At 55.5% G+C, this 25,416-nt stretch carries 24 protein-coding genes and 1 pseudogene; 13 read left to right on the top strand and 12 right to left on the bottom strand.

From position 1 onward, the window contains the following. The first annotated feature begins 49 nt into the window (after positions 1-49). The 6 genes from E8M78_RS06560 to minE all read left to right on the top strand — a co-directional run bounded on the left by E8M78_RS06560 (position 50) and on the right by minE (position 4,985). Positions 50-1,105: a LacI family DNA-binding transcriptional regulator gene (locus tag E8M78_RS06560; RefSeq protein WP_137134304.1), complete on the top strand. Its 1,056-nt coding sequence runs from the start codon at positions 50-52 to the stop codon at positions 1,103-1,105. Positions 1,106-1,182: 77 nt separating this feature from the next. Beyond that, positions 1,183-2,223 (top strand): dipeptidase, encoded by a 1,041-nt coding sequence (locus E8M78_RS06555; RefSeq protein ID WP_137134303.1) that lies wholly within the window; start codon positions 1,183-1,185, stop codon positions 2,221-2,223. Positions 2,224-2,398: 175 nt separating this feature from the next. Beyond that, positions 2,399-2,545 (top strand): DUF1127 domain-containing protein, encoded by a 147-nt coding sequence (locus E8M78_RS06550; protein ID WP_137134302.1) that lies wholly within the window; start codon positions 2,399-2,401, stop codon positions 2,543-2,545. 571 nt (positions 2,546-3,116) lie between these two features. Continuing rightward, positions 3,117-3,881, top strand: a complete 765-nt coding sequence (gene minC, locus E8M78_RS06545; RefSeq protein WP_137134301.1) for a septum site-determining protein MinC — start codon at positions 3,117-3,119, stop codon at positions 3,879-3,881. A gap of 31 nt (positions 3,882-3,912) precedes the next feature. Then, the gene (minD, locus tag E8M78_RS06540) at positions 3,913-4,728 is read left to right on the top strand and encodes a septum site-determining protein MinD (protein ID WP_062556958.1); all 816 of its coding nucleotides are present in this window, start codon (positions 3,913-3,915) and stop codon (positions 4,726-4,728) included. Then, positions 4,725-4,985 carry a cell division topological specificity factor MinE gene (minE, locus tag E8M78_RS06535; protein ID WP_062556957.1) on the top strand — a complete coding sequence of 87 codons (261 nt, stop codon included), beginning with the start codon at positions 4,725-4,727 and terminating at the stop codon, positions 4,983-4,985. Before minD ends, minE begins: the two co-directional genes overlap by 4 nt. A 54-nt stretch (positions 4,986-5,039) precedes the next feature. On the opposite strand, the gene E8M78_RS06530 is transcribed toward minE, so the two are convergent. From E8M78_RS06530 to E8M78_RS06515, 4 genes are all read right to left on the bottom strand, one after another. Beyond that, positions 5,040-5,936 (bottom strand): amino acid ABC transporter substrate-binding protein, encoded by an 897-nt coding sequence (locus tag E8M78_RS06530; RefSeq protein WP_137134300.1) that lies wholly within the window; start codon positions 5,934-5,936, stop codon positions 5,040-5,042. A 4-nt stretch (positions 5,937-5,940) separates the two neighbouring features. Then, positions 5,941-6,813, bottom strand: coding sequence for an amino acid ABC transporter substrate-binding protein (locus E8M78_RS06525; protein ID WP_137134299.1), 873 nt, complete (start codon positions 6,811-6,813; stop codon positions 5,941-5,943). Positions 6,814-6,923: 110 nt separating this feature from the next. Beyond that, positions 6,924-8,804, bottom strand: a complete 1,881-nt coding sequence (locus E8M78_RS06520; protein WP_170973345.1) for an EAL domain-containing protein — start codon at positions 8,802-8,804, stop codon at positions 6,924-6,926. 707 nt (positions 8,805-9,511) lie between these two features. Beyond that, the gene (locus E8M78_RS06515; RefSeq protein WP_170973344.1) at positions 9,512-11,110 is read right to left on the bottom strand and encodes a sulfatase-like hydrolase/transferase; all 1,599 of its coding nucleotides are present in this window, start codon (positions 11,108-11,110) and stop codon (positions 9,512-9,514) included. Between the two features lie 81 nt (positions 11,111-11,191). Between E8M78_RS06515 and E8M78_RS06510 the strand changes: the two genes are divergently transcribed. After that, positions 11,192-12,112 (top strand): lysylphosphatidylglycerol synthase transmembrane domain-containing protein, encoded by a 921-nt coding sequence (locus tag E8M78_RS06510; RefSeq protein WP_137134296.1) that lies wholly within the window; start codon positions 11,192-11,194, stop codon positions 12,110-12,112. Between the two features lie 14 nt (positions 12,113-12,126). Here the strand turns inward: E8M78_RS06510 and E8M78_RS06505 are convergent, their stop codons facing one another. Continuing rightward, the gene (locus E8M78_RS06505) at positions 12,127-12,939 is read right to left on the bottom strand and encodes a CDP-alcohol phosphatidyltransferase family protein (RefSeq protein WP_137134295.1); all 813 of its coding nucleotides are present in this window, start codon (positions 12,937-12,939) and stop codon (positions 12,127-12,129) included. A 16-nt stretch (positions 12,940-12,955) separates the two neighbouring features. Further along, positions 12,956-14,062, bottom strand: coding sequence for a GTP cyclohydrolase II RibA (gene ribA / locus E8M78_RS06500; protein WP_137134294.1), 1,107 nt, complete (start codon positions 14,060-14,062; stop codon positions 12,956-12,958). A 368-nt stretch (positions 14,063-14,430) separates the two neighbouring features. Between ribA and E8M78_RS06495 the strand changes: the two genes are divergently transcribed. From E8M78_RS06495 to E8M78_RS06480, 4 genes are read left to right on the top strand one after another with little or no spacing between them, the layout of a single operon-like run. Next, positions 14,431-15,219 (top strand): zinc-binding alcohol dehydrogenase, encoded by a 789-nt coding sequence (locus E8M78_RS06495; protein WP_246658245.1) that lies wholly within the window; start codon positions 14,431-14,433, stop codon positions 15,217-15,219. 16 nt (positions 15,220-15,235) lie between these two features. Continuing rightward, positions 15,236-15,634 (top strand): 6-carboxytetrahydropterin synthase, encoded by a 399-nt coding sequence (locus tag E8M78_RS06490; protein ID WP_062556950.1) that lies wholly within the window; start codon positions 15,236-15,238, stop codon positions 15,632-15,634. A 35-nt stretch (positions 15,635-15,669) separates the two neighbouring features. After that, complete coding sequence (locus tag E8M78_RS06485) at positions 15,670-16,674, top strand: glycosyltransferase family 4 protein (protein WP_246658244.1); 1,005 nt, start codon at positions 15,670-15,672, stop codon at positions 16,672-16,674. Then, positions 16,671-17,468, top strand: coding sequence for a class I SAM-dependent methyltransferase (locus E8M78_RS06480; protein WP_137134291.1), 798 nt, complete (start codon positions 16,671-16,673; stop codon positions 17,466-17,468). Before E8M78_RS06485 ends, E8M78_RS06480 begins: the two co-directional genes overlap by 4 nt. Here the strand turns inward: E8M78_RS06480 and E8M78_RS06475 are convergent. Together E8M78_RS06475 and E8M78_RS06470 are read right to left on the bottom strand one after the other, a co-directional pair. Beyond that, positions 17,397-18,233 (bottom strand): RibD family protein, encoded by an 837-nt coding sequence (locus tag E8M78_RS06475; RefSeq protein WP_137134290.1) that lies wholly within the window; start codon positions 18,231-18,233, stop codon positions 17,397-17,399. The two genes, E8M78_RS06480 and E8M78_RS06475, sit on opposite strands and share 72 nt — an antisense overlap. Before the next feature lie 15 nt (positions 18,234-18,248). Further along, positions 18,249-18,779, bottom strand: a complete 531-nt coding sequence (locus E8M78_RS06470; protein ID WP_137134289.1) for a cytochrome b — start codon at positions 18,777-18,779, stop codon at positions 18,249-18,251. A gap of 206 nt (positions 18,780-18,985) precedes the next feature. Between E8M78_RS06470 and E8M78_RS06465 the strand changes: the two genes are divergently transcribed. Continuing rightward, entirely contained in the window at positions 18,986-20,233 is a 1,248-nt protein-coding gene (locus tag E8M78_RS06465; RefSeq protein ID WP_137134288.1) for a cytochrome P450, read from the top strand. 14 nt (positions 20,234-20,247) lie between these two features. Here E8M78_RS06465 and E8M78_RS06460 read toward each other — a convergent pair. The 4 genes and pseudogenes from E8M78_RS06460 to E8M78_RS06445 form a co-directional block, all read right to left on the bottom strand. Continuing rightward, positions 20,248-21,312 (bottom strand): annotated as a pseudogene (locus tag E8M78_RS06460) (formate dehydrogenase); the annotation flags it as partial. A gap of 18 nt (positions 21,313-21,330) precedes the next feature. Continuing rightward, entirely contained in the window at positions 21,331-22,515 is a 1,185-nt protein-coding gene (locus tag E8M78_RS06455) for a M20 aminoacylase family protein (protein WP_137134287.1), read from the bottom strand. 71 nt (positions 22,516-22,586) lie between these two features. Next, the gene (locus E8M78_RS06450) at positions 22,587-23,210 is read right to left on the bottom strand and encodes a mechanosensitive ion channel domain-containing protein (RefSeq protein WP_170973343.1); all 624 of its coding nucleotides are present in this window, start codon (positions 23,208-23,210) and stop codon (positions 22,587-22,589) included. Positions 23,211-23,318: 108 nt separating this feature from the next. After that, on the bottom strand, positions 23,319-24,263 hold the full coding sequence (locus E8M78_RS06445) for a glyoxylate/hydroxypyruvate reductase A (RefSeq protein ID WP_137134285.1): 945 nt from the start codon (positions 24,261-24,263) through the stop codon (positions 23,319-23,321). 141 nt (positions 24,264-24,404) lie between these two features. On the opposite strand from E8M78_RS06445, the gene E8M78_RS06440 reads away from it, so the two are divergent. Then, complete coding sequence (locus E8M78_RS06440; protein WP_137134284.1) at positions 24,405-25,259, top strand: D-amino-acid transaminase; 855 nt, start codon at positions 24,405-24,407, stop codon at positions 25,257-25,259. Positions 25,260-25,416 lie beyond the last annotated feature (157 nt).

Here is a 25,416-nt window from a genome sequence, read left to right as displayed (position 1 = left end):
TGCGCAAGCTGAAAATTTTTTGCAATTTGCTGCAAACGCGAGATGAACCATGACCAGTCGACCCTTGCCCGGAAAACGGGCTGCCAAATCCAGGCGGATCAAGTTGGAAGACGTCGCATCGGCGAGCGGTGTGTCGATCAGTACCGCTTCACGCGCGCTTGCAGGCGAGAAAGGCGTGAAACCGGAGATACGCGAAAAGGTTCTGGCTGCTGCCAAACAGGTGAATTACACGCTCCCCGTTGCCCTTGCAGGCCGCAAGATCGTGTTGGCGGCCTCAAGCGCCGCGATGATCGATTATGTGCGCAACCAGTTCACGCTCTATGTGCTCGAGGGACTGCGTGAGCGTGCAGAGGCGCTCAATCTTGAGATCGTGACGCGGCCTATCGCCGACAAAGCGGATGAAACCCAGATGCTGCAGGAAGCGCGGGATGACCCCGAAACCGCAGGTCTTCTGTTTCTGACGGTGGACGACGAGGCCATGCTGGCAGCGACGCGCGATTTTCCGAAACCGGTGGTCCTGTTGAATGGACATGATCCTCTGATGCGTCTCTCCAGCGTGACGCCTTGCAATCGCTCCGCGGCAAGGCTTGCCACAGAACATCTGATACAGCTTGGTCACAAGCGTATTCTCTTCCTGATGCGTCCGGGACGGCGGACTATTCTGCACCGTTGCGACGGCTGGCAGGATGCGCTGAAGGCGCATCAGCTGGTTGCTGACCCGGATCTGATCATTTCGGTCGATGACTGGCTTCCCGAATTGGCGGCAAGAGCAATCGAAGAACGCATACGGGACCGAGGCCTGGACTTTTCCGCCATCGTGACCGCAGGCGATAGTCTGGCGGTTGGCGCCATCATTGGTGTTCAAAAGGCCGGTTTTACAGTGCCGGATGATGTGTCCGTCGTAGGTATGGATGATTTGCCTCAGGCTTCTTTCGTCAATCCGCCGCTGACGACAATGCATCTGCCGATGCGGGAAATTGGTTCGGCTGCTCTCGATCTGATCAGCGACAGTATGGCGGGCAGGATCAACCCTGCTCGGCGCGTCGAACTGGCCTGTCATCTGGTAGAGCGTGCATCCACCGCAGTGGCCAAGATACGCGGGTAAATGCTGCCGATTTGCCCTGAGAGGCTGGCTGACGTAGGACTGGGGGAACAGTTCGATATGTTTTATTGGAATGCATCATGCCCAATCTCCCGCTTGTCCCGATCATAGACGGTCACAACGATGTTCTGCTGCGCATGATGCAGCCGGGCCAAGACGATCCCGTCGCCCGGTTTCTGGAGGGTGAGGGAAGGGGGCATGTCGATCTGCCGCGTGCCAGAGCCGGCGGATTAGCAGGAGGGCTTTTTGCCATCTTCGTTCCGTCTCCGCATCACAAGCCGGATGCCGAGGGCAACTTCGTTGCGCCGGGCCAGCCTTCCGCATTGAACCAGACGTTGGCAATGGCCCGAAAACTCTTTGAGTTGGAAGCGCGTTCACAGGGACAGATCAAGGTTTGCCGCAGTGCAAGCGAATTGCAGACCTGCATTGAACAGTCCGTTTTTGCCCCGGTGCTTCATATCGAAGGTGCGGAGGGCATTGGTGAGGATCTCGATGCGCTTTACGTGCTTCATCAGGCCGGTTTACGCAGCCTTGGGCCCGTCTGGAGCAGACCTAACATTTTCGCTCATGGTGTTCCGTTCCGAGTGCCTCATTCTCCCGATATCGGGCCGGGGTTGATGCAGGCAGGGCGCGCTCTTGTTCGCGCCTGCAATGATCTTAAGATCCTGATCGACCTTTCGCACATGAACGAACAGGGGTTCTGGGACATCGCAAGACTTTCCGATGCGCCGCTTGTGGCGACACACTCCAATGCACATGCGCTCAGCCCGCACAGCCGAAACCTGACGGACCGCCAGCTTGATGCGATTGGCGAAAGCAAAGGCCTCGTTGGCATCAATTACGGAGTCCTGTTTCTCCGGGATGATGGGGTGCGGAACCTCGATACTCCGATGCAGATCGTTGTCGACCACATTCGCTATGTAGCGGACCGCATCGGCATCGAGCGTGTAGCACTAGGTTCCGATTTTGACGGAACGACCGTTCCCAATGAACTGAAGGATGCCGCCGGGTTGCCGCGTCTGATCGAGCTTATGCGGCATAACGGTTTTGATCAGATTTCGATCGAGCGAGTTGCTTATCGTAACTGGCTTGATGTGCTGGCTCGCACCTGGGGCAAATAACAGCAGCCCTGCGTCTTGTTATTAACGATCGAGAAACCAATGCGTTCAGCGCATGGGTGGCGTGAAGTCTTGTCTCTGCAAGTTCGGCGGGTACGGGACTATATAGAACTCATCGAAACGACGCCGGAACTGATCCAGTTGCTGACGTCTCCAAGACCTCAGAAAGGCGAAGAAAATGAACGTAGCACGCTCCTTCAACAATTGGCGCAAGTACCGTCAGACTGTCAACGAACTCGCTCGCATGTCGAGCCGTGAACTGGCTGACATGGGCATTTCCCGCTCGGAAATCGAAGCGGTTGCCCGCGGTTCCGTATCCCGCTAATCGTTTAGCTCCTCGCAAGTCGCAACGCCCGCCTCAAGCGGGCGTTTTGCTTTTGCAGCTTATGCTGCATTGCATTTATGCATAGCTGCACTGCAACATAAGCGCTTCCGCTTGTCGGAAGATTTGCTAATCTCTGGTTATCGAAACAACGCATCCTCCTCCCGCGTAGTTTCGATATCAGGCCAACTCTTCCTCCTCCCAAAGTTGGCTTGTAGGAACGACAGCAACTCCTCCTCCCATGCTGTTGTTCGGTTCTTTTCGGAAAGCCTGCCGCACCTCCTCCCGCGGCAGGCTTTTTCGTTTTGGGATCGGTTTCCCGTCAGGGTTGGCCATTTTTTCCGCTGCAACATCTTAACAATTAGTGACCGACTGTTTGCCAGATTGGCACAGCGATCGGCTGTCGGCGCAAGTTTGGCATAAGCTTCGTCTGACTAAAAAGGTGAGCGAATTCAATCACCGATCTCCGCAGCCCGTATCCGTTCGCGATGCGGACCGGGAGACTGGCACTTCCGCCGTTAACTCTTTGTTAACCATATAGCCGCTATCAGAAATCAACCATTTGTTAACGAAGATGACCAAAGTGCAAACAGATTCACGCTCGATCAGGATCAAGGGACGCTCGTTTCTCGCCGTCGTTCTGACGCCTGAACTGCCCCTTGATCAGTGGTTGGAGAGGCTGGATGATCTGGCAGCGCGTTCCGCAGGTTTCTTCCTGGGTCGTCCGGTCGTCCTCGATGTCACAGATCTGCAGATCGATCGGCAGCAGCTTGGGGAGTTTCTCGCGCATCTGGCCGAGCGCAATGTCAGGATCATGGGTATTGAAGGTGCTCGCCATTCGATGATTGCACCCGGCATGCCGCCGGTCCTGAAGGGTGGGCGTCCGGCCGGTGATGTGGATGTTGCCTCCGTTGAGCCGGTTGCTATCGCTGTTCAGCCCGCCGTTTCGGATTCCGGCGATTTGCAAACAGAGCCGCAGGCAACTGTGCTGCAGGCGCCGCGCTCTGCCTTGCAATCTCTGGTGATCAACGAGCCCGTAAGGTCCGGACAATCTATCATCTTTACGGAAGGGGACGTCACGATCGTCGGCTCCGTTGCCTCTGGCGCTGAGGTCATCGCGGGCGGATCGGTGCATGTTTACGGCACTCTTCGTGGACGAGCTATGGCCGGGTCCGTTGGCAATTCGCAGGCGCGCATATTCTGCCGCAAACTCGAAGCCGAACTGATCGCGATCGATGGAATTTACAAGATGGCTGAGGATCTGCCTACGGATCTGCTTGGACAACCCGTGCAGGTCTGGCTCGAGGGAGATGCAATCGTTGCCGGAAAAGTCAATTGAGCTGCACCACGCTCATGAACAGGAGAGAAAGATGGGGAAGGTAATCGTCGTTACGTCAGGCAAGGGCGGGGTCGGTAAGACAACCTCCACAGCTGCTTTGGGTGCAGCGCTTGCCCAGCGCAATGAAAAGGTCGTCGTCGTGGACTTCGATGTTGGCCTGCGCAACCTCGATCTGGTCATGGGCGCCGAGCGCCGGGTCGTTTACGATCTCGTCAACGTCATTCAGGGCGATGCGAAGCTGACACAGGCACTCATCCGCGACAAGCGGATCGAAAACCTGTTCCTGCTGCCTGCCTCCCAGACGCGCGACAAGGACAACCTGACGCCGGAGGGCGTCGAGTGGGTCATAAACGAACTCAAGCGCTATTTCGATTGGGTCATCTGCGATAGCCCTGCGGGCATCGAGCGCGGCGCGACGCTTGCGATGCGTCATGCGGATGTGGCTGTGGTTGTCACCAACCCAGAGGTTTCCTCGGTCCGTGATTCCGATCGCATCATTGGTTTGCTGGACTCTAAAACGGTCAAGGCGGAGCGGGGCGAGCGCATGGAGAAGCATCTTCTTCTGACCCGTTTTGACCAGAACCGCGCCGCACGCGGTGACATGCTGAAAGTCGAGGACGTGCTGGAAATTCTCTCCATCCCTCTCCTCGGCATCATTCCGGAAAGCATGGATGTGTTGAAGGCTTCCAACATCGGCGCTCCGGTAACGATCGCTGATGCAAAATCTGCTCCTGCCCAGGCCTATTTCGAAGCTGCCCGCCGTCTGGCCGGTGAAGACATTCCCGTCACCATGCCTGAAGAAAAGCGTGGTCTGTTCGGCAAGATCTTCTCGCGGAGGGCTGCATGAATATTTTCCGGCTTTTCAATAAGCAGAGATCCGCGCCGCTGGCGCGCGAGAGATTACAGGTTCTGCTGGCGCATGAGCGCGTCGCTACTGGCAACGATCTCGTCGCTGTCTTGCGCGAGGAGATTCTGGCTGTCATTGCCAAGCATGTCGAACTCGACAGCGAGCGCGTTCACGTCAAGATGGATCGCGACGAGCGGTTCTCCATTCTGGAGATCGACGTGGAAATCCCGCTGGAAGCCAAGCTCGAAGCAGCCTGAAGGGCGGTGTCAGTCGAGAAAGTATCGGCGCGGACTGGCTCTGCGCCGACCTGATCACTGTGTCGCGAAAGACGCTTTAAGTTCGTCGCTCATCGGAAGGTTTAGGCCTTGAGGAGAGCCCTCGAAGGGCTGCATGAACCATCGGTCGTAAATCTCCTGCATTTGCGGGCGACGAAAGACACCGCGGAGCGCTGTCGCTGCGAGTTCTGCAAATTCCGGATCGTTGATTCGGGTCATGAAACCGTAGGGTTGTGGTTCAGATATTGCCTCCGCGCTTACCACATAATCATCCGGGTTTCCTGACTGGCCTATGAGATTGCGGATCAAAACGTCGTCCATCGCGAATGCCGAGACGCGTCCGGCCTTCACAAGTTCGAAGGCCTCGCGAACTTCGTTGACGGCTACCGAGACAAGACCGAGTTTTCTCTCGCGAGACAGCTGCAAAATTTGGCTTACATTGACTGTTCCAAGGACGACAGCAACACTCTTGCCTCTCAGATCATCAAGTCCGTTGATGTTGTTGCGCGCGAGCGAAACGACCCTCGTCTGAGCGATGAAATGGGGCGGTGTAAAGAAAACGACCTTTCGTCGATCCGCCACGTTGGTGCTTGCATTGCATTCGATATCCATCCCTCCATCATTGAGCAACTGAATACGATTTGCCGGTGTGCGCTGAACCAGTTCTACAGATAATTCCGGTAGATCGAGCATGGCCCGCATTTCCTCGGCCATCGCCCTGCAAAGATCTATAGAATAGCCCACGATCTGACCGTCCAGTTGCTTATAGGAAAATGGTGGATCTAAGCCGTAACCAATTCGCAGGATCCGTGTTTCTTTAATGCGTTCTATTGTTGATCCTTTGTAGGTCTGGTCGGTTTGAGCAAATGCTGAAAGGGGCGAAAGGAAGAACAACGCAGCAGAAAAGAATCCCGTTAATAAGAAATTTAGCATCAAATCACTCCAAATACTCTTTTGGCTTAGAAAATACCGCCTTCAATTCGGGCGACAGCGGCAGTTTCATATTCTGTCCCAGCGGTGGAATTGGCCGCTCGAACCACTTTGTATAAAGCTCCTGGATATCCTTGCTGGTAAACAGCTTCTCGAGACTGCTGTTTACGAGTGTTTTGAACGCTTCATCACCCAAGGGCAGCAAAATGCCATAGGGTTCTGGCGGGCTGAACGTTTCCTGCGATATTACGTAATCATCAGGCCGGGAGGATGCTGCAATCTGACCGGCGAGAAGGATGTCGTCCATGACGAAGGCAGATGCCTTGCCATTGGTGACCATATTAAAGGAGTCCGAATTTTCGCGATTCAGTAGGACGGAGATATTCAGCATTCGCTGCCGGTTGATAGCGTTCAACTGCTCGAGATTAACGGTCCCGGTCGTGGCAGCAATGCTCCTGCCGGCAAGGTCAGCAATTGTGTGGATGTTGGAGCTTTTCAGCGATACGAAACGCGTTGCCGTGACAAAGTGCGGGTAAGAGAACGCGACCATCTTACGCCTCTCGGCATTATTCGTCGTGGCGGCGCATTCCATGTCGATCCGGCGGGACTTGACCATGACGAAGCGAGTGGCCGATGTCACCGAAACATACTCAATCTTAAGATCGGGAATGCCAAGTTTGGACCCTATGTCTTTGACAACTCGTTGACAGATCTCGACCGTGTAACCCGTTGCTACACCTGCAACGAGATAAGAGAAGGGCGGTTCCGAGGTGCGATGTCCAATTGTGACTGTTCCGGTTTTTCTGATTTTCGTCAAAGTATCCGAAGATTCTTCCGCCGATGCGTTGACGCCTCCTACAGCCAGCAGCACCACTGTCATAGGCCACAAGACTGTTTGTACGGGTCTCCATAGGTTTGAGAATGTCTTGATAGTACGCACGGTCGCTGCAATCGTATTATGTCCCGGCATGAAGATCGTTCCCTTTTGTCTCAGGCAGCGCTCGATCCCAGATACTGTTCCATGAAGCTGGCCTGTGGCTTCCCAAGCAGATAGCCCTGGACAGACCCGCAACCGGCCGCGCGGAGCAGATCCAGTTGTTCCTTGTGTTCCACACCTTCGGCGGTCACGCTGATGTCCAGTCCACGGGCCAGTGAAACAGTCGACAGGACGATATTGAGACAGCGGGCACTTTCCGCGACACCTGAAATGAAGCGGCGATCCAATTTTATACGCGTGACCGGCAAATCAATCAGATAGGATAAGGATGCGAACCCGGTTCCAAAATCATCAAGTGCAATGCCGACACCCATCGCCCGAATGGCCGTCAGGATGGTGATCGCCTCCTTGCCTTCGACTTTGTTGGTTTCGGTAATTTCTATCTCCAGACGGTCAGCCGTGAGGCCGGTTTCGTTGAGTGTAGCACGAATGAAATCTGGCAGATCCTGTCTCAGCAGGCCGATGGCAGAGATGTTAACAGAGACTGTTGTCTGATCATCCTTGCCTGCCATCTGGCGGCATGCCTGCTTCAGGACCCACCGGTCTAGCTCAACTATAAAGCCGGTTTCCTCAGCCGCAGGGATGAACTTGTCAGGTGTGATGAAGCCGCGTTTGGGATGATTCCATCTCACCAACGCCTCATAGCCGGAAATTCTACCCTCGCCGATAGCAACGATAGGCTGATAATGTACCTCGAACTGGTTCTCGTTCAGGGCAGTCATGAGCTCCAGCTCTGTGGTGGAGCGGTGTGATGTTTCCATGGTCATCCCTGGTTCGAATATGTGGAAGCAACCGCGGCCTGCACCCTTTGATGTGTAAAGAGCGACATCCGCATTGCTCAAAATTTGATTGGAGTTTCGACCGTGTAATGGCGCCCTGGCAATTCCGATGCTGGCACCGATAGACAATGAAAGTTCGTTGATCTGAAAGGGTCGGGAAATTGCTTCCAAAATTCGTGTAGCAAGCCGCTTCGCCTCCTTCTCGGCGTTCAAGGCTACCACTTGGATGAGCGCGAACTCGTCACCACCGAGGCGGGCAAATACATCGTCTGGCCCAAGCAACGTGGAAACGCGTTTGCAGGTCGATATCAGCACCTGGTCACCAATAGCGTGCCCATAGGTGTCATTCACGGGCTTGAAGCGATCAAGATCCAGCAACATCACGTTAATGATCTTGTTTCCGACCTCGACCTCTTCAAGTAAACTACTCAGTGCTTTTTGGAGATACGCCCGGTTTGGCAGTCCCGTCAGAGCGTCATGATGGGCAAGATGCTCAAGTTCTCTGGCTGCCTCCCGCATCTGTCTCAAATGTTCACGCTCGACCACAGCCTCTCGCAAGGTTTCGATCGTCGTGGCAAGTTGCCCGATTTCATCCTGTCGTCGTTGATACGGGGTAATGTTTCCGGTTTCGTCGCGGGCGATCCGCTTTAGGGCTTCAATTAGCACAGGCACGGGTTTGAAAAGGCTGCGAAGGAGCAACGCAATTGCCCCGCCGGTTGCGAGCATGATGACACTGAAAGAGAGCAGGGAGTTACGGTAAAAGAGACTGCGAGTTGCCATAAGCGATTCAGTCGTCCCGACCGATGCTGCAACGCCACCGAGTATCTTGCCCTCGGAAGAGCGGATAGGCAGATAGCCGATGTAATGCTCTTCCGTGCCGATTTTGGCGAAGCCAGTGGAAAACTCCGTGTAATCTGCTGAAGGTCCTCCTTTGTCCTGAACGGATAACGTCAAACCGGCAGGCCCGCCGTCACTGTCAGTGATAGAAACCATGCTTTTGGTTGAATCATCAAATTGGAGAAGCCACACCTTCTGTTTGGTCTGCACAGAAGCGAGCGCGAGAACATCTACGGCCACATAGCCGGTATCCAGCACCGACGCATCGTCCCCTATCATGCGGTCGGTGATGATCCTTACAATCTGGCTAGACGGTGTCATGTCCACGGCAACGAAGGTATAGACGCTTCGAATTGCACTGCTGGCGATCTGGATGTTGGTGCCCGCCTGCTGTCGCCATTCGTCTCGCTGACTGCGTTCGATCATGATCCAGCCCGTCGCAGCGCCCGAGATGTAGGCAAGCGCGACAGCAAACAGCAGGAATGAGGTAACCTTGCCGATGATGGAGCGACGCCAATTGAAACGCGTCTTCAGGGCCTTCTGGCCTGCGAATGTCGACAGCATCAGGGTTCCAATCACAGTGCAATTATAAGTAGGTTGTATAAATCTTGCGTCCCTGATGATGGTTGCGCGGTTCTTTCAAAATCATTGACGAAGGTGTAACTATGAAACAAACCGATCTGATGGTTAATAAAAATATATTAATCAGAATGTGATAATTTTAGATTTTGATGTCGCCGTCAGCAATGGAATAATACTATTGTTTTGGCTGGTCTATAAATTGTGATGGCTGCAATTTTCGAATGTTATACAGATGAATTGGTTTTTATACGATTTTATACATAAATTTCTTTTAAGGTGATATTGTATCACGTTCAAGGATTGAGGTGATTACTCATTGCGGCACCGATGGAATACTTGAAGTCAATGGTCTCAAACGCATCTGCTCGATCGATTTCAGAGCGTCAAGGATTTGGTCTGGAAAAAACCTCTACAATAAGGTTGCGGAGTTGATCCATCCTCAGGCCTTCGGTCTGCTCCGGCCTAAAGCCCGAACTGAAGCCGTGCCGGAGGAAATCGGCCACGATATCGGCGCGCTTTGCTATGATGTGGATTGGAACATCGCGAGTTGCGTGCGGCCCGGTTACGACTGATGCCGGCTGATGATCACCGACAACAATGAAGATCGCATCATCACCGAACGTAAGGATATAGCTTGCCACCGCCTCCAGCGAATAATCTATAGTCCGGATGTAATGGTCCCGAATGCGGTCGGGGTCGGCCCAAACAAAGGCCGGCGATTCGCCTGAAGCCGCTTGGTCATTGAAGGCTTTCCCATCACCTATCGTTTGCCAGTCGATCATATGAGCAACTGGCGTCCATGGCGCATGACTTGAGATGAGGGCGGTCTCGATCATGACATTCCGACGTGGTTGCGGATCTCGAATGAGTTTTTGAATGGCCGAAAGCGTATATTGGTCTGGCATTGTGATCCAGTTGAAGGGTTGGCCTTGATAACCCAGATCTTTCGCCGCATAGACCCGATCATAACCAAAATAGGCGCTCTCCGGCCACTCCAGCGTTATGGCAGGCATGGCCGCCACGGTCTGCCAGCCTGCATTCTTGAACAGGCTGTTGAGACTGCTTCTATCACTCATCACCAACCGATCGTAGCGCGCCTGACTGTCGATCCAGAGACCAGACAACAATGTGCCATGCGCAAGCCAGCTGAGGCCCGCCACAGTCGGCGATGTGACCCAGCGGCTGGCAATCTGAAAGCCGGACTGTTCGAGGTTTTTCTGCATATCCTCAAATCGTGCAGCGATACGCGGCGAAAAACGTGCGTCTTCAACGGCACTGCGTCCATAGGACTCAACGAATATCAGGAAAACGTCACGCCCCTTGACCCGTTCCATGAGTTCGGATTTGCCCTTGAAGGGGTCGGACTGTGCAAGCTCAACCTCAAAGCGGTGCATATCAGCGATTGCATGCGAAATCAGATCGAGCCGTTGTAGCAGATAGGGCGCGGCCTTGGCTTCAACCGCGAGCGCGTGCCGATCATCTCCGCTTCTTAGCATCAAAAGCGAAAGCCCGATCAATGCTGTCGAAACCGCCATGCAGCCGTATAGCCTGCGTTTGGAAGACCAGCCTCCCGGAAAGTTGCATGACCAATAAAACAGGCCAAATATTATGAAAAGGCTGAAAAATCCGCACAAGATCGCAAATGCGCCGATCCCGGTACCGATGCTCCTGGAAAGCACATTCCAGCCGTCTCCAATCATTTTGATATCGAGATAGGGGTTGAACGGTCGCTGAAACGCCGATTGCGTCGCGATGTCTGCCAGTTTGAGCAGAACCAGAACACTTGTCAGGACGGTGACCACAGCCGCAAGTTTCCCGAGCCACTTGCCGGGAACCATGATGAGACCAAGAGCTATTATCGGTACCTCAAGGGGGATGGACAGGAATGTCCGGAAATCGAATGCTTCGGGATGGTCCGGCATGTTGATGAACGCGGACAATAGGATGCAAAACGAAAGAAATCGCGTCGTGCTTACAAACATGCAAATCATTCCCGCCCGTCGTCATCCGCGCCGGTCCATCACAGCCGACGTTCCGTAACTTGAACTACGCCCTGATCGTGAATGGCGATCACCCTGCTCGAGGAAAGGAGCCCGATTTTGAAGCTGGTGCGCATCTTCGGTACCGCTCTCGCCTTGATTCTTGCGGCGTGGGTGGTCTGGCGAACCGACTGGAGCATCGTTCTAAAATCTCTTTCGTCAGTTTCCCTGGTCCACCTTTCTGCCGGGTTGTTGTTGGTCCAGTTCCAGATCTGCATGTCCGCATTCCGCTGGCGATATACCGCATTGCGCATTGGACAGCCCATCGGGAAGTGGCAAGCCGTTCGCGAGTATTACTTATCGACAGGTCTAAACCAACTGATGCCCGGCGGTGTCGCAGGCGATGCGATCCGCGCTTATCGCGGACGGGCGCAGGATGGATCGGGTCTGGCGCGATCTGCGACGTCCGTCATTCTCGAGCGGCTGTCTGGCCAGGCGGCCCTTTTGATGTTCGTTCTGGTGGGCCTTCTGCTTTGGCCAGATCGGATCAATGGATACGATAAATGGGCTGTGCTGGCCGTGGTCGGTGTCGTGGCGGCAGTCTTGTGCTTAGCGGTTCTCCCAGTGATGCGGACCAGGTTTAAAGGGCTGGCGAGTGATCTTCACGCAGCTTTCTGCAGCGTGGGAGCGGCGGGTTACCAACTGACGACAAGTGTCCTGATCGTTACATCCTATATTGCGCTTTTCATGCTGTGCGCCCACGCAACTGGCAGTCCTCTGACGATCGGTGCGGCACTGATGGTCGTCCCTCTCTGCCTTTTGACAATGGTTTTGCCGAGTGGCTTCGGCGGTTGGGGAACAAGAGAGGCTGCTGCGGCGGCTCTCTGGCCTATGGTCGGCTACACTGCGGACCAGGGCATCGCAGCAAGCCTACTTTATGGAGCCGTAGCCATGCTCGGCGCAGCACCAAGTCTATTGGTATTTTTCACATCCAGAGGCAGATAAACATCCTTAGCGTTTTATCCGCGCGCCGTAACGGGTCTGTACGACCTACGGACGAGTGCGACAATATCGACCGCGAATGAATAGACCAGCGCGAGTAAAGCAATGGCTAAAATCCAGGCAGACATCGGCGCTACGACCAGTGGCACGAGTACTATACCGAGAGCCAGCACCTGGATCACACAGACAAGCTTGCGGCGAAACGAGTGTCCAAGAGGCTGATTGAGGGCAGGCAGGGCAAGTTGACCAAGAATGAACATGTATCGCATGGCACCGATGAGCAGCACCCATGCCCCGGCCTTGCCCAGAACGAACGCGGCACAGGACAGCATCAAAATCAGGAATGCATCGACTTCCATATCGAACCTGGCGCCAAACTCCGAGACGTGGTTGAAGCGTCTGGCGAGGTATCCATCGAACCCGTCGAGGGTGAGCGCGACCACAGTAATGGTGAAAACCGCCCACACCAAGCCTGTTGCGTCCGAGTCTGCAAATGCATCCGAAAGAAGTATCGTCGCTGCTACGAAGCTCGTCGCAGCAGCACGGATAGCCGTTACGATGTTTGCGTAACCAAAGCTCGTGTGACGATGCTGCGGCAAAAAGCAAAGTGCCAGCCCGAACATTACAGCCAACAATCCCGCCGCAGCAAGAGGAACGGCGGGCTCCAGCGAATAATGGTAAGCGAAGCCGACGCTGCCCAACAGAGATAGCGTAAAGATCACCGCCATCGATCTCAAGGTATCCGTTAGCAGCCTTCGACCAACGTCGAAGGACTGCAAAGCGGAGAGCAGACTGTTCGAGCTGCGTCTGTCGGAATCAAGAATTGTCATGACGGCACGTCAGTCCTTACTCAGCCGCGATCAAGGCGTCGACATCCAGCATGTGTCCAGCGCGAGCGGTTTTTGTGCGCAGGTAAAACTCATTTTCCGAGGTAACGCGGCCTGTGACGGCACTGCGTGCATGAACGAGAATGCCCGCATCCGATAGCGCAGCGATTTTCGTTGGATTATTGGTGTAGACGATGACCTCATCGATATTGAGCAGCTTCAGCATGGCGACAGCAGCCTCATAACGACGATGATCGGCGCCGAAACCCAACTGGGCGTCTGCATCGATTGTGTCCATTCCGCGATGCTGGAAGCCGTAAGCCCGCATCTTGGCGCCAATGCCCGTGCCGCGCCCTTCCTGATCAAGATAGAGGAGAACGCCGCCACCTGCCTTAGCCAGCAGATCGAGCCCGTTTCGAAGCTGATCGCCGCAATCGCATTTCAGCGAGCCGCACAAGTCGCCGGTAATGCAGGACGAGTGTATACGAATTGGCACCGGCTTTGACACATCAGGCTGGCCGACAACGATCGCAACCTGATCCTTCTGCGCCAGACCGCCGCGGAACACGACAAAATCCGCATAGCCAAATGTTTCGAGCGGAACCGGTGTGCGAGCTACGATCTGGAAAGACTGCCGAACGTTGGAAGACGCGGACAATTGTGCATGATCCAGGGTGCAGCACGACGAAAAGCGTTTATCGCTTCTTTCTACTTCTGCGCATACCATAGCTGGAAGCAGCAGCGCTGTGCTGGCAAGCTCTGCGCTCGCGCTCTCAAGCTCATGCGCCTTGCGCCAGGTAGACAATGGCTTGGCTCCGGGAGTGTAAGCAAGCTCCGACGCCTGATGGAAACTGACATTTCGAAGCGGGGCGACAATATCGCTTGCCCGTGTGATACCGAGTTTTTCGGCGCGATTACGGGTGAGAAACAGCTGGTGCTTCTGGCCAACAACACCCGCGAATTGATCGTACAGGGCCGGGGAAACGGCATCGAGAGCCAGTACGGCGAGAGCGCGAGATCTATCTTCGAGTATGATCGGCCGACCGAACCGCAACTCCGCTACGGCACGCTCTACGTCACGGGAAGGGTCTTTGAACTCGAGAGCAAATGGGCTGTGCTCGGTCATGATCATCTCCATTGAATTTTCAGCTACTTACGCATCCAACCCATTCCTTGGATTGGTCGAAGGTGCATAAATAAAAGTTGATGGTTCAGGGGTGGAAATTCTGAAAGAAGCTCTAGTTAGCAGCGGCTGACCCGAGGAAACTCCCGCCTCGCGCCGTCAGCAACGCCTTAACTTGAACAGATGGTGTAGCAATGGTCGATGCCAAGTCCCTCTGGTGTGAGGCAGCCGGACATCCAGTGTTGCGGTCAGAGGTTTTGTCGCCGAGATCAAGTGACGAAGTACTTGTCAGAACTCTGTTTTCAGGCATCAGCCGCGGAACGGAAACCACTGTTTTTACTGGTAACGTACCCGAAACAGAATATGAGAGGATGCGTGCTCCGCATATGTCGGGTGCCTTCCCGTTCCCGGTCAAATACGGATACAGCTCGGTCGGAAAGGTTGAAGAGGGTGAGGGGCTTGAGACGGGGACCACCGTTTTTTGCCTTTTTCCACACCAGAGCCACTATGTTGTCAGAGCGGAGAATCTAGTCGTCGTCCCTGATGGATTGCCGGCAGAACGTGCAGTTCTTGCCGCCAACATGGAGACTGCCCTCAATATTTCTTGGGATGCCCAGATCGGAATTGGTGACAGTGTCGCCGTTTTTGGTTGCGGCGTCGTCGGTCTCGCGGTCGGCTACCTCGCATCGCAGGTGCCGGGTGTAGAATGCACGCTGGTTGATCCGGATGCATCTCGGTCTGAACCGGCGGGACGCATGGGCGCCGCCTTTTGCCATCCCGACCAGTTGAGAGGGGAATTCGACGTCCTCATCAACGCCTCGGGCTCGGGGCAAGCGCTTGCCCAGTGTATTGATCACGCAGGTATGGAAGCCAGAATTGTAGAAGCCAGTTGGTACGGTGAGCGATCCGTGACATTGCCGCTTGGAGGCGCTTTTCATTCACGCAGGCTCCGTCTGATCAGTTCACAAGTAGGGCAAGTCTCCCCTATTCAACGACCGCGCTGGACCTACGCGCGCCGGCTTCACAAGGCGCTGGAACTGTTGTGCGACGACAGACTTGATGTGCTGATCTCCGGGGAGACCGCTTTCGATGGTCTACCCCAACATTACGGTCGTATCCTGAGCGATCCCTCCACGCTGTGTCACCGCATTCGCTACTGATCAAAAGGAAATTTGCATGTTTGCCGTAGAAGTTCGCGATCACATCATGATTGCTCACAGCCTGCCGAGACCGGTATTTGGCCCCGCCCAGGGAATGCACGGTGCGACTTTCGTCGTCGATGCCGCCTTCTTCACGCGTGATGTCGATGCCGATGGTCTGGCTGTCGATATCGGCCTGGCGACGCAGGTTCTTTCCAAGGTGCTCAAGCCTCTAAACTATCAGAACCTCGATGAGGTTGAGGTATTCAAGGGTCGCGTTTCGACAACGGAAGTGATCGCCAAGCACATCTTCGATGAACTCGCCAAAGCCGTAAAGGCCGGCGAACTTGGTTCAGGAAGTGATCGTATCTGCAAATTGCGTGTTCTTCTGCACGAAAGCCATATGGCGCGCGGATGGTATGAGGCCGAACTTTGAGCCCGTCGCTCGTCTTTGCCTATCCAGGCGATCTCATGACGAAAACCGGCGGTTACGCTTACGACCGCAATATCGTCAGTGAATTGAGATCAGCCGGTTGGACAGTCAATATGATGCCGCTTGGCCCTGGGTTCCCTTACCCGCGCGAAAGGGATCTTCGTAACGCGGAATCATTGATTGCAGCACTTCCGGATGGAACCGTGCTGCTCGTGGATGGTCTGGCCTATGGCGTCCTGCACGAGGTGGCCCAGCGTGAACGTGAACGATTGCGGATCCTGGCGCTCGTGCATCATCCGCTGGCTCTTGAGACAGGTCTTGATCCTGCGGACCGTGTCAGGCTGGAGGTCAGCGAGCGGCTTGCTCTGACATGCACCAGACATGTTTTCGTCACCTCGCCAGCGACCGCGAAAACGCTGGAAAGCTCTTATGGGCTCGCCTCATCTCACATTACGGTTGTTCTGCCAGGGACCGAGCCCGTTCAACCTGCGCTGCGCGGCGGAGATCTGCCGCACATTGTTTCGGTCGGTTCGCTGACGCCGCGAAAAGGTCATGACGTATTGCTGCGGGCGCTGGATACAGTACGTGAATTGCTTTGGCGGGCAACTATCGTCGGCAGTGAGAAGCTCGACCCTTCCACCACGAGAAACCTTCGGGCTCTGATGAAGGAGCTCGATCTGGAAGACCGGGTTGTCCTCGCTGGTGAAATTGATGATGTGGGCGAGGTATTCGCGTCCGCTGATCTCTTCGCGCTTGCGAGCCGCTATGAGGGATACGGTATGGTGTTCGCAGAAGCCCTTGCCCACGGTCTCCCAGTCATTGCCTGTCGAGCAGGCGCAGTTCCGGATGTGGTTCCTGCCGAAGCTGGGCGGCTGGTTCCACCGGACGATCCAGCGGCCTTTGGCGCTGCATTACGGGAAGTTTTGCAAAACAAAGACCTGGCAGATCAAATGGCCAAAGAGGCTTACGCCGTCGGCAAGCAGCTTCCAACCTGGGCGCAGTCGGCATCCATCCTCTCCGACAGACTGAGGGATTTTGCATGAGTGGTTTTGATAAAAGCTGGCTCGCCTTGCGCGAGCCTGCAGATCTTGCTGCGCGCGATCCGGGCCTGGTCGAACGCACGTTAAGTTGGCTTAGCCAGAAGGAAAGGCCGGTGATCGTTGATATCGGCTGTGGGACCGGCTCGAGCGTCCGCGCCTTGGGGACAAAGTTTCCTCCCGATTTGCAGATGGACTGGCGGCTGGTCGATTATGATTCAGAGCTTCTTAGTGAGGCCAGGCGCCAACTCGGCGACGATGGTTTTGAGTATCATCAGGTTGATCTCAACCAACTTGAGGATCTGCCGCTGGAAGGCGCTTCGCTACTGTCAGCCTCCGCATTCTTTGATCTCGCCTCAGCGAGGTTCTGTGAGGAAATGGCTGCTCTCGTCGCAGAGCGCCATTGCGCCTTCTACGCCGCGCTGAACTATGATGGCAAAGTGGAGTGGAACCACCCTCATCCACTCGATAGCGAAGTCGTACGCGACTTCAACCAGCATCAACGCATGGACAAGGGCCTGGGTTGTGCATTGGGGCCTCAAGCAGTGGCACATCTGCAAGGTGCGTTTGAAAGCCTCGAGTACAGGATTTTAGTCGCCGAGAGCCCTTGGGACCTGGGAGAAGAACAAGCGATGCTTCAGCAGGAAATGCTGAAAGGAATGGTAGGGCCAATTCTTGAAATAGGCAGACTTGGGCCTGCCGAAGTCGACGATTGGTTGGCGTTCAGACTAGACAGGGTCCATGAGTTCTCGAGCTGTCGAGTTGGCCATCTGGACATCCTTGCCTTGCCGAGCGATTGATGACGCAGCTTCGGCCCGGAGGCGGCAGTCGAACAGAATGTCGCTTCCGAGGCTGTAGACGCTGGCCTGCGGCCGCTGCGCTTCGGATAGAAACTTGATGGGATTGAGCGAAATTCCCGATGGTCCTGACCCAATGATCAGCGGGGCAATGGAGACGTGCAGGTGATCGATGAGATCTTGCTCGACAAAACGCGCGATCGTCCGTGCGCCGCCCTCAACCAGCACCTTTTTCAATCCGCGAGCTTGCAACGCATTTAAAATGTCGTGCGGGCAAAGACCGCGCTCCTTGAGGGGCAATCTGATCACATCGGCGCGGAGAGCGCGACGTGGCGCCTTGGCGGACTGGATGACAATGACCGGAGCTCCGTCATCCAGCAAAATCCGTTCAGAGCCCGTCAATTCGGCACGACAATCGATGACGACGCGGACCGGATCCGGTCCTTTGACCTCGCGAACGGATAGTCTGGGATTGTCGGCCTTCACGGTGCCAACACCGACAAGAACTGCATCCATCAGTGCACGACACCGATGCAGATGGGCAAGACCATCGGGACCTGATATGTCGCGTGCATCACCAAATGGCGTTGCCACGCGCCCGTCAAGCGACTGTCCCACTTGCGCAAGGACGAAGGGGCCGCGTGCTTCTGCCAAAGGCCCATAAAGCATTGAGGCCGCGCTTCGTTCAGTTGAAAGACGGCTGGCTGAACTGTTGCGCGCCTGAAGCAAATCGCTCCAGATCTGGTCCGTCATTTCAACGCGACGCATAAGCAAACCTCCCGCTTAAAGCATTTTTTGCAGCGTCCCGTCTCTTTTGATGAGATGGTGAAACAGCACGCCAGCGATATGTAACGCAAAAAGGGCAAGAAGGATCCATGCGCTCCAGGTGTGAATGGTAGAAAATATCGGGGCCAGTGATGGAAGCTTGCCGATCGGACTCCACACAGTGAAAAGGCCGAACCAGGAGAGGGGGAAACCATGGGCGTTTGTCGCGAGAAACCCGCTCACCGGCATGACCACGAGCATCAGATATAGCAGCACGTGAACCAGTCCGGCGAGAACAGCAAGCAGTCCTCCGTCGGAGGAAACAGGTTTCTCGCTCGTCAAGCGTATGCCGATACGAACCAGCATGACCCACAGCACAAGGAAGCCGATTGATTCATGCAGCATGTAGAAGGTGAGCTTGAAAGGCTCTGCCGTAAATTTGATCATCATCCCCAGCGGCCAGGTGGCCAGAACGCCGAGTGCGACGATCCAATGCAGGGCGCGCATGGGCGCGGGATAGGGTATCGTTGACAAGCGGTCAGTCTGCATGGCTGTTTATCTCCCGTGTCTGATACGTTTTCTGCAAATGCTGGATCAGGAAAGCGCTGGAGTTGCTGCGGTTCTACCGATGACATGGCATCACAAAATCGTTTGGCGAGCCAGCAGAACCACAAAATTACATTTTTCTGCGGATGGCTGTTGCGTGCCGCCGCGAATTGATTTCGCTTTTTTTAGCGATGTTGTATTTGACGGGCATGAGTGATCTTTCAGACTTTCTTCGCATCGATGCATCCACCCGCCGTGTTTGGCTCGATGCTCGCCATCCTGGTTTTTACAGCGATCCGAACCGCACCTATGCACAGCTTCATGCCCAGTGCCCCACCTTCTTCTGGGAGCAACAGGGGCAATGGTTTTTCACGGGTTACGACCACGTGAACGCCTTGCTGAGAGATCGAAGATTTGGTCGGCAGATCCTCCACATTGCGAGCCGGGAGGAACTGGGGCTGGCGGAACCGCCTGAACATACCCGCAATTTCGATTTGGCAGAAAGACATTCGCTTCTGGAGATCGAGCCGCCGGAACACACGCGACTGCGGACGCTGGTCAATCGCGCCTTTGTTTCGCGCCATGTCGAGAAGATGAGCGGCGAAATCGAGCAACTTGCGAACGATCTGATCGACAGGTTCGAGGATGCCGGACGAGTAGAACTCTTGTCAGCCTTCGCGGACATTATCCCGGTTACGATGATTGCGCGGATGATCGGCATACCGGAGGAGATGGGGCCGCAGCTTCTGCGCTGGAGCCATGACTATGTCGGCATGTATATGTTCAAGCGTAGCCGAGCCGATGAAGAGGCGGCTGACCGCTCTGCCAGGGAGTTCGCGGATTACGTGCGCTCGGTCATCGCAGAGCGCCGCAGCGCCCCAAAAGACGATCTGCTGAGCCACATGATCCACACAGAGCACAAGGGTCATTTTCTCACGGAAGAGGAACTGATCTCCACCACGATCGTGCTCCTCAATGCTGGCCATGAGGCGACGGTTCATCAGATTGGAAACTCGGTCCGAATCATTCTGGAAAGCGGACTTCCGGGGAGCGACCTGTTCCGGGACGCGGCTTCGACGGAGCGCGTGGTCGAGGAAACGCTCAGGCTCTGCGCTCCCGTTCATATCTTCCAGCGTTGGGCGTTGGAGGAGGTCGAAGTCGATGGCGTATCGCTCAAGCGCGGCGACAAGGTGAGCCTCGTCCTCGCGGCAGCCAATCTCGATCCGGCCAAGTTTTCAGACCCGCTCGCTTTCAAGCCCGACCGCAATGATGGGGCAAACCTTTCCTTCGGGGCGGGCATCCATTTTTGTATCGGCGCGCCGTTGGCACGCCTCGAGCTGAACATCGTCCTGCCTCTTCTGTTCCGGCGGCTGCCGAACCTCAAGCTGGCGCAGACGCCCCAGGTGAAGGACGTCTACCATTTTCACGGGCTTGATGCGCTGTATCTCACCTGGTGAGAGGTTCATCCGGTTCAGGTGACGATTTGGACCGGAACGGCCTTCGATGCCGGGGTTTTCGAATGCTGATCATGATGAGAGAGCGGGATCAGCGGGTTGAGCTCGGGATAGTAGCCAGCGATACAGCCATCCTGCAGGTCGAACGGTGTCACCGTCAGCCCTCGCACATAGCGCTTGCGCCCATCGTCGGCGTCTGAGGCGAGGCCGACGACCTGGCCTTCGCGAAGGCCAGCTTTCCGGATCTCGGACGGGCTTATCAATAGGACGGAACGCGTACCTTCGATCCCGCGCAGCCGATCACTGTAACCGTCAACGGTCGTGTTGAACTGATCGTTGCTGCGCAGAGTGATGAGTCGGTAGCGTCCAGCGGAGTCTTCGAACCCGGTCGCGCACCTTCGCGTAGTCGCCCGTCCATGCGTCCCACCGAACCTTCGGGTTGGGGGCGAGGGTTTGTTCGGCGATACCCCCGCGACGATGGCAAGCTCGGGCTTCAGGTGTGCGCTCGCTGGCTTGCGCTTGGCATTCGATCCGTGGATGCAGCTGAAGGTATCCTCGATCGTCACGATTTGCGGGCCCGCCTCCTGCAGGTCTTCCTCGGATCGCCCAAGACAGGGCAGGAGATAGGCGACATCATCGTTGAAAAGATGGCTGCGATTAAGCTTCGTCGCTATCTGGACCGTTAGCCGCATGCGCGACCAGGCTTCTTCCATCGCGCCCTGTTCGGGAATGGCCCGAACGAAATCGCCGCCAAGACCAATGAATGCTTTTACGGTGTCGTCCAGGATTCCCTGACATGGGTCAACCGTCGTCAACCCCTTCTCGCGCGGTGCTGTGAAGCTGAACATTTCCTCCAGCCTGTCGAGTGGTACAAGCTCCGGCTTCTCCGATATGCCGACGGTGCGCTGGCCTTGCACATTAGAGTGACCGTGAACCGGAGAGATGCCGGTGCCATCACGGCCGATATTGCCTCTCATCAGCAGTAGGTTGACGAACATGCCAATGTTGTCGAAACCGTGAACCTGCTGGGTGAGGCCCATGCCGTAAATTCCGATAACACGTTCCGCTTCGACATAGACCTGCCCAGCCTGATTTATCTTTCAGGGATCGGCCAGAAAACGTTCCGCAAGGCGGGCCCAGAGTGCTGCGCCCACCGGAATGTTGGCGTCGCAGAAATTGTATTTCGGATTATGCAGGCCAGCCGACTCAATGCCATTGCCGAGGCGGATGAAGGCGCCCGGCAATTCCTCCAGCATATAGGCAAAATCCTCGCTTCCGGGAATGAGTGGACAGACGCCAACCTTCTCCGGCCCGACGAGCTCTGATGCAATCGTTTTGATGAACTCGGTTTCTGCCTCACTGTTGGAAACGACAGGGGTGCCACGCACATAATCGATGCCCGCCTCCGCGCCGTGCCCTGCCGCGACGGAGGAGGCGAGGGTGCGGATACGTTGCTCCAACAGTTTGCGGATACTGGCGTCGAAGGACCGGATGCTGAGCCTGATCATGGCGCTCTCCGGTATGACATTAGCGGCGTCACCGCTGTGGATGGCGCCTACGGTTACAACTGCGGTCTGGGTCGGGTCGATGCTGCGCGAAACCACGGTTTGCAGGCTGACGACGAGCGAGCATGCCGCTACAATCGGGTCTATCGAAAGATGGGGCCGCGAGGCATGGCCTCCTTTGCCGTGGATGGTGATGGTGGCCGTATCGGACGCCGCCATCATCGGCCCCGACCGGATCATGAAATGACCTTCTGCCAGTCCCGGGTGATTGTGAAGGCCAAAGACTGCGTCTGCAGGAAAGCGTTCAAAGAGCCCGTCGGCAATCATCCGCTGGGCGCCGCTGTTTCCACTTGCTTCCTCAGCCGGTTGAAAGATGAGATTGAGCGTGCCGCTGAATCTTCGGGTTCTGGCCAGATACTCCGCCGCAGCGAGCAGGATCGTCGTATGGCCATCGTGGCCGCAGGAATGCGCCTTGCCGGGCATCTTGCTCGCATAAGGCAGCCCCGTTTCTTCCTGAATGGGAAGTGCATCCATGTCTGCGCGCAGAGCCAGGCTTTTCTTACCACTGCCTTCCTGCAGACGTCCGACAACGCCATGTCCGCCGATGCCCGTTGTTACCTCATAGCCCCAGGAGCGTAGCTTGTCGGCTACGAACCGTGCAGTTTCCTCTTCTTCATGGGAGAGTTCCGGATGCGCATGAAGATGTTGCCTGATCGCTGTCATCTCCTCGTGGGTTTGTTCGAGATCCGCAATATGGGCGTAGACATCATCATTCAGCATAGGGCACCGGTCTGTTTTGGATTACGAGGCCGATCATAGGAATTTTAGCGCGGATGAATAGCTGGGAGATATCAGAAATCTATCACGTGCTTGCCTGTGACGTCAGCGGCATCTCCCAGGCGTTCGCCACCACCGCATACAACAACAGCGTTTGATGCGAGCGGTAGTCCAGCTGCCTTGAACGCTGCCAGAAGGCGCTTCATGCCCTCGCGCTTGATGATGCTTGGATTGCCAGGGCGTGCGGTAAATTTGAAGCGGATCACCATGGAATTTTCCGTCACATCCTGAATGCCCTGCATCTTCAGAGGCATAAGGAAATCGCCACCGAACTCAGGATCATCCAGCATGGCAAGGCCGACTTTCTTCGCTGTCTTCCTGATCAATTCCAGATCGGCTTCTCGATCGAACCGCAGCTGAAATTTGATGGTTCCCCAGTCGCGGCTGTAGTTGGTGATCGAGGTAATCTGGCCAAATGGAACCGTGTGAATCGGACCGTTGTGGTGCCTGAGCCTGACCGACCGCAGCGAGATTTGCTCGACCGTTCCCATCAGTTCTCCGGTATCGATATATTCTCCGATCCGGAACGCATCCTCGGCCAGAAAGAAAATGCCGGAGACAACATCCTTGACCAGTGTTTGGGAACCGAAGGACAGGGCTAGGCCGAGCACTCCGAAACCGGCAAGAAGCGGCGCCACATCTATTAATGCCTCAAGAGATTCTGCCGACGATGATGCAATGTTGCCCGAATTTACGCAATTTAGCCTAGGATGGGATCGACCCAGTTCCGCTGATGGTCTGTTCGCTCAGTATCCGCGTTTTCGATCTACAGTGACAGGCAGCTTCCCGGTACTCCTCCACGTCTCAATGTTCTGGGCCACTATTTTCGCTGCTGTCACTGCATTTGTTGGCGCTGAAACATGCGGAAGGACTGTAATATGCGGATGCCGCCACAGCGGGCAGTTTTTGTCGAGGGGCTCCTGTGTAAAGACATCAAGCACCGCGTGATCCAGATGTCTGCTGTCCAGAAGCTCGATGAGGCCATCGGTGTCGACAATCGCGCCACGGGCGAAATTGATGAGGGAGGCACCTCTCGGCATTGATCCAAGTCGGTGTTTGGTCAGCAAACCTCGGGTTTCGGCCGTAAGCGGCAAAAGGCACACAATGATATCGCTTGTCGAAAGGACGGCGTTGAGGCCATCCTCCCCGGTGAAATGCACGACACCTGGCAGCGTTGCCGCGCTACCGCTCCAGCTCTGGACTCTAAACCCGGCATCCATCAGGCGTCCCGCCGCCGCCTTACCAAGCACACCCAATCCCAACAAGCCAACAGTTACCTCGCCGGGATGTCGGTACCTGCGTGGTTCCCAACGACACTCGGCCTGCTGTTTCCTGTAAGCGGGCATGTCTCGCTGCAGATAATAGGTCCAGGCCAGGACCGCCTCCGCCATCACGCGTGACAACTCCGGATCGATCAGCCGCACAATGGGCGGAGCAGCAGCGCCAAGTTCAGCAACGAGCCTTTCCACACCGGCCCACAAGCTATGAATCCAGGATATTCCGGGAAGGGCGGCAACGTCACCCGGATCTGGATTGGCAACGATTGCAATCTCTGCAAGCCGTCTTTCATCCTGCGTCAGATCCCGAAAAGAGAGAATACGCTCCGTCGGCATGGATTGCTGCAGGACATTCAGCCACTGCTTCTCTTCATCGCCAGACATGCGGGTAACAAATGCAATCGGCGGCGTCATGGCGATTCTCCGTTCAGGCTCCGGTCTTTTCGGCATCCGCGCGATAGGCGTCAAGCCTTGGCCTTGCCCGAATCGTATGCTGCTGGTTCTGTACAACCAACCGACGCAGCGCATGCGTCTTGTAAAATGACCGGAGTGAGCATGTCCCGCATCGTATTCGTAAATGGCGAATGGAAACCCGAAGCCGAGGCAACGATCTCGATCTTCGACAGGGGCCTTCTGTTCGCGGATGCAATCTATGAGGTGACAGCTGTTATCAATCGCAAGCTCATAGACTATCCCGGCCACACCGCTCGCCTGAAACGGTCCTTGGAAGCGCTCGGAATTCCCTCACCCGTGTCTGACAGCGAGCTTCTCGATCTTCATCGCCAGATTATCGAGCGAAACGATCTTGAGAGCGGATTGATCTATTTGCAGATCTCGCGAGGAGCGGCGGATCGCGATTTTCTCTTCGGAGATGGCATGCAGCCCAGCATCATCATGTTTACTCAGAAGAAAAACGTTCTTGAAAACCCGAAGTGGGAAACGGGTCTCTCGGTGGTCACTGTGCCGGAGGGGCGTTGGGCGAACCGTCAGATCAAGACCGTGCAGCTTCTCTACTCCTCAATGATGAAGACGGAGGCAGCGAAAGCAGGAGCAGACGATGTATTCTTGGTGGAAGACGGGTTGATCACTGAAGCGAGTTCATCGAACGTCCATATCGTAACTAGGGAAGGCGTTCTTGCGACGCGGAATCTGTCGAACGCGCTCCTCCACGGGATCACGAGGGCATCTGTACTTTCTCTCGCGCAGGGCTCCGATCTCAAAGTGGAAGAAAGGGCGTTTTCCGTTGATGAAGTCCTGAGCGCAGCGGAAGTCTTCATTACCTCCGCAAGCGCATTCGTTATGCCTGTCGTTCGAGTTGATGGCAGGTCGATCGGTCACGGCAAGCCTGGCCCGGTTTCACGAAAGCTTCTGCAGACTTATATTCGGGATCGTTTGGCCAACGCTATCTAGCCGCAAACTCGCCCCTATGCCCACTTTGGGCCTGGTTTTTGGACTTGTCGGACCGAATGCCAGGTGGATGCACGAATAAATCGAGCAATATCAATCACTTATTGTTTTATTTGAATGATTTTGAAATCGAGTGTTGACGGATAAAACTGGTGTCCGT

The sequence above is a fragment of the Rhizobium sp. FKY42 genome (assembly GCF_005222835.1).
Lineage (GTDB): Bacteria > Pseudomonadota > Alphaproteobacteria > Rhizobiales > Rhizobiaceae > Neorhizobium.
Note: the sequence above shows the minus strand (reverse complement) of the source record. Positions and strands in the feature narration are given on the sequence as shown.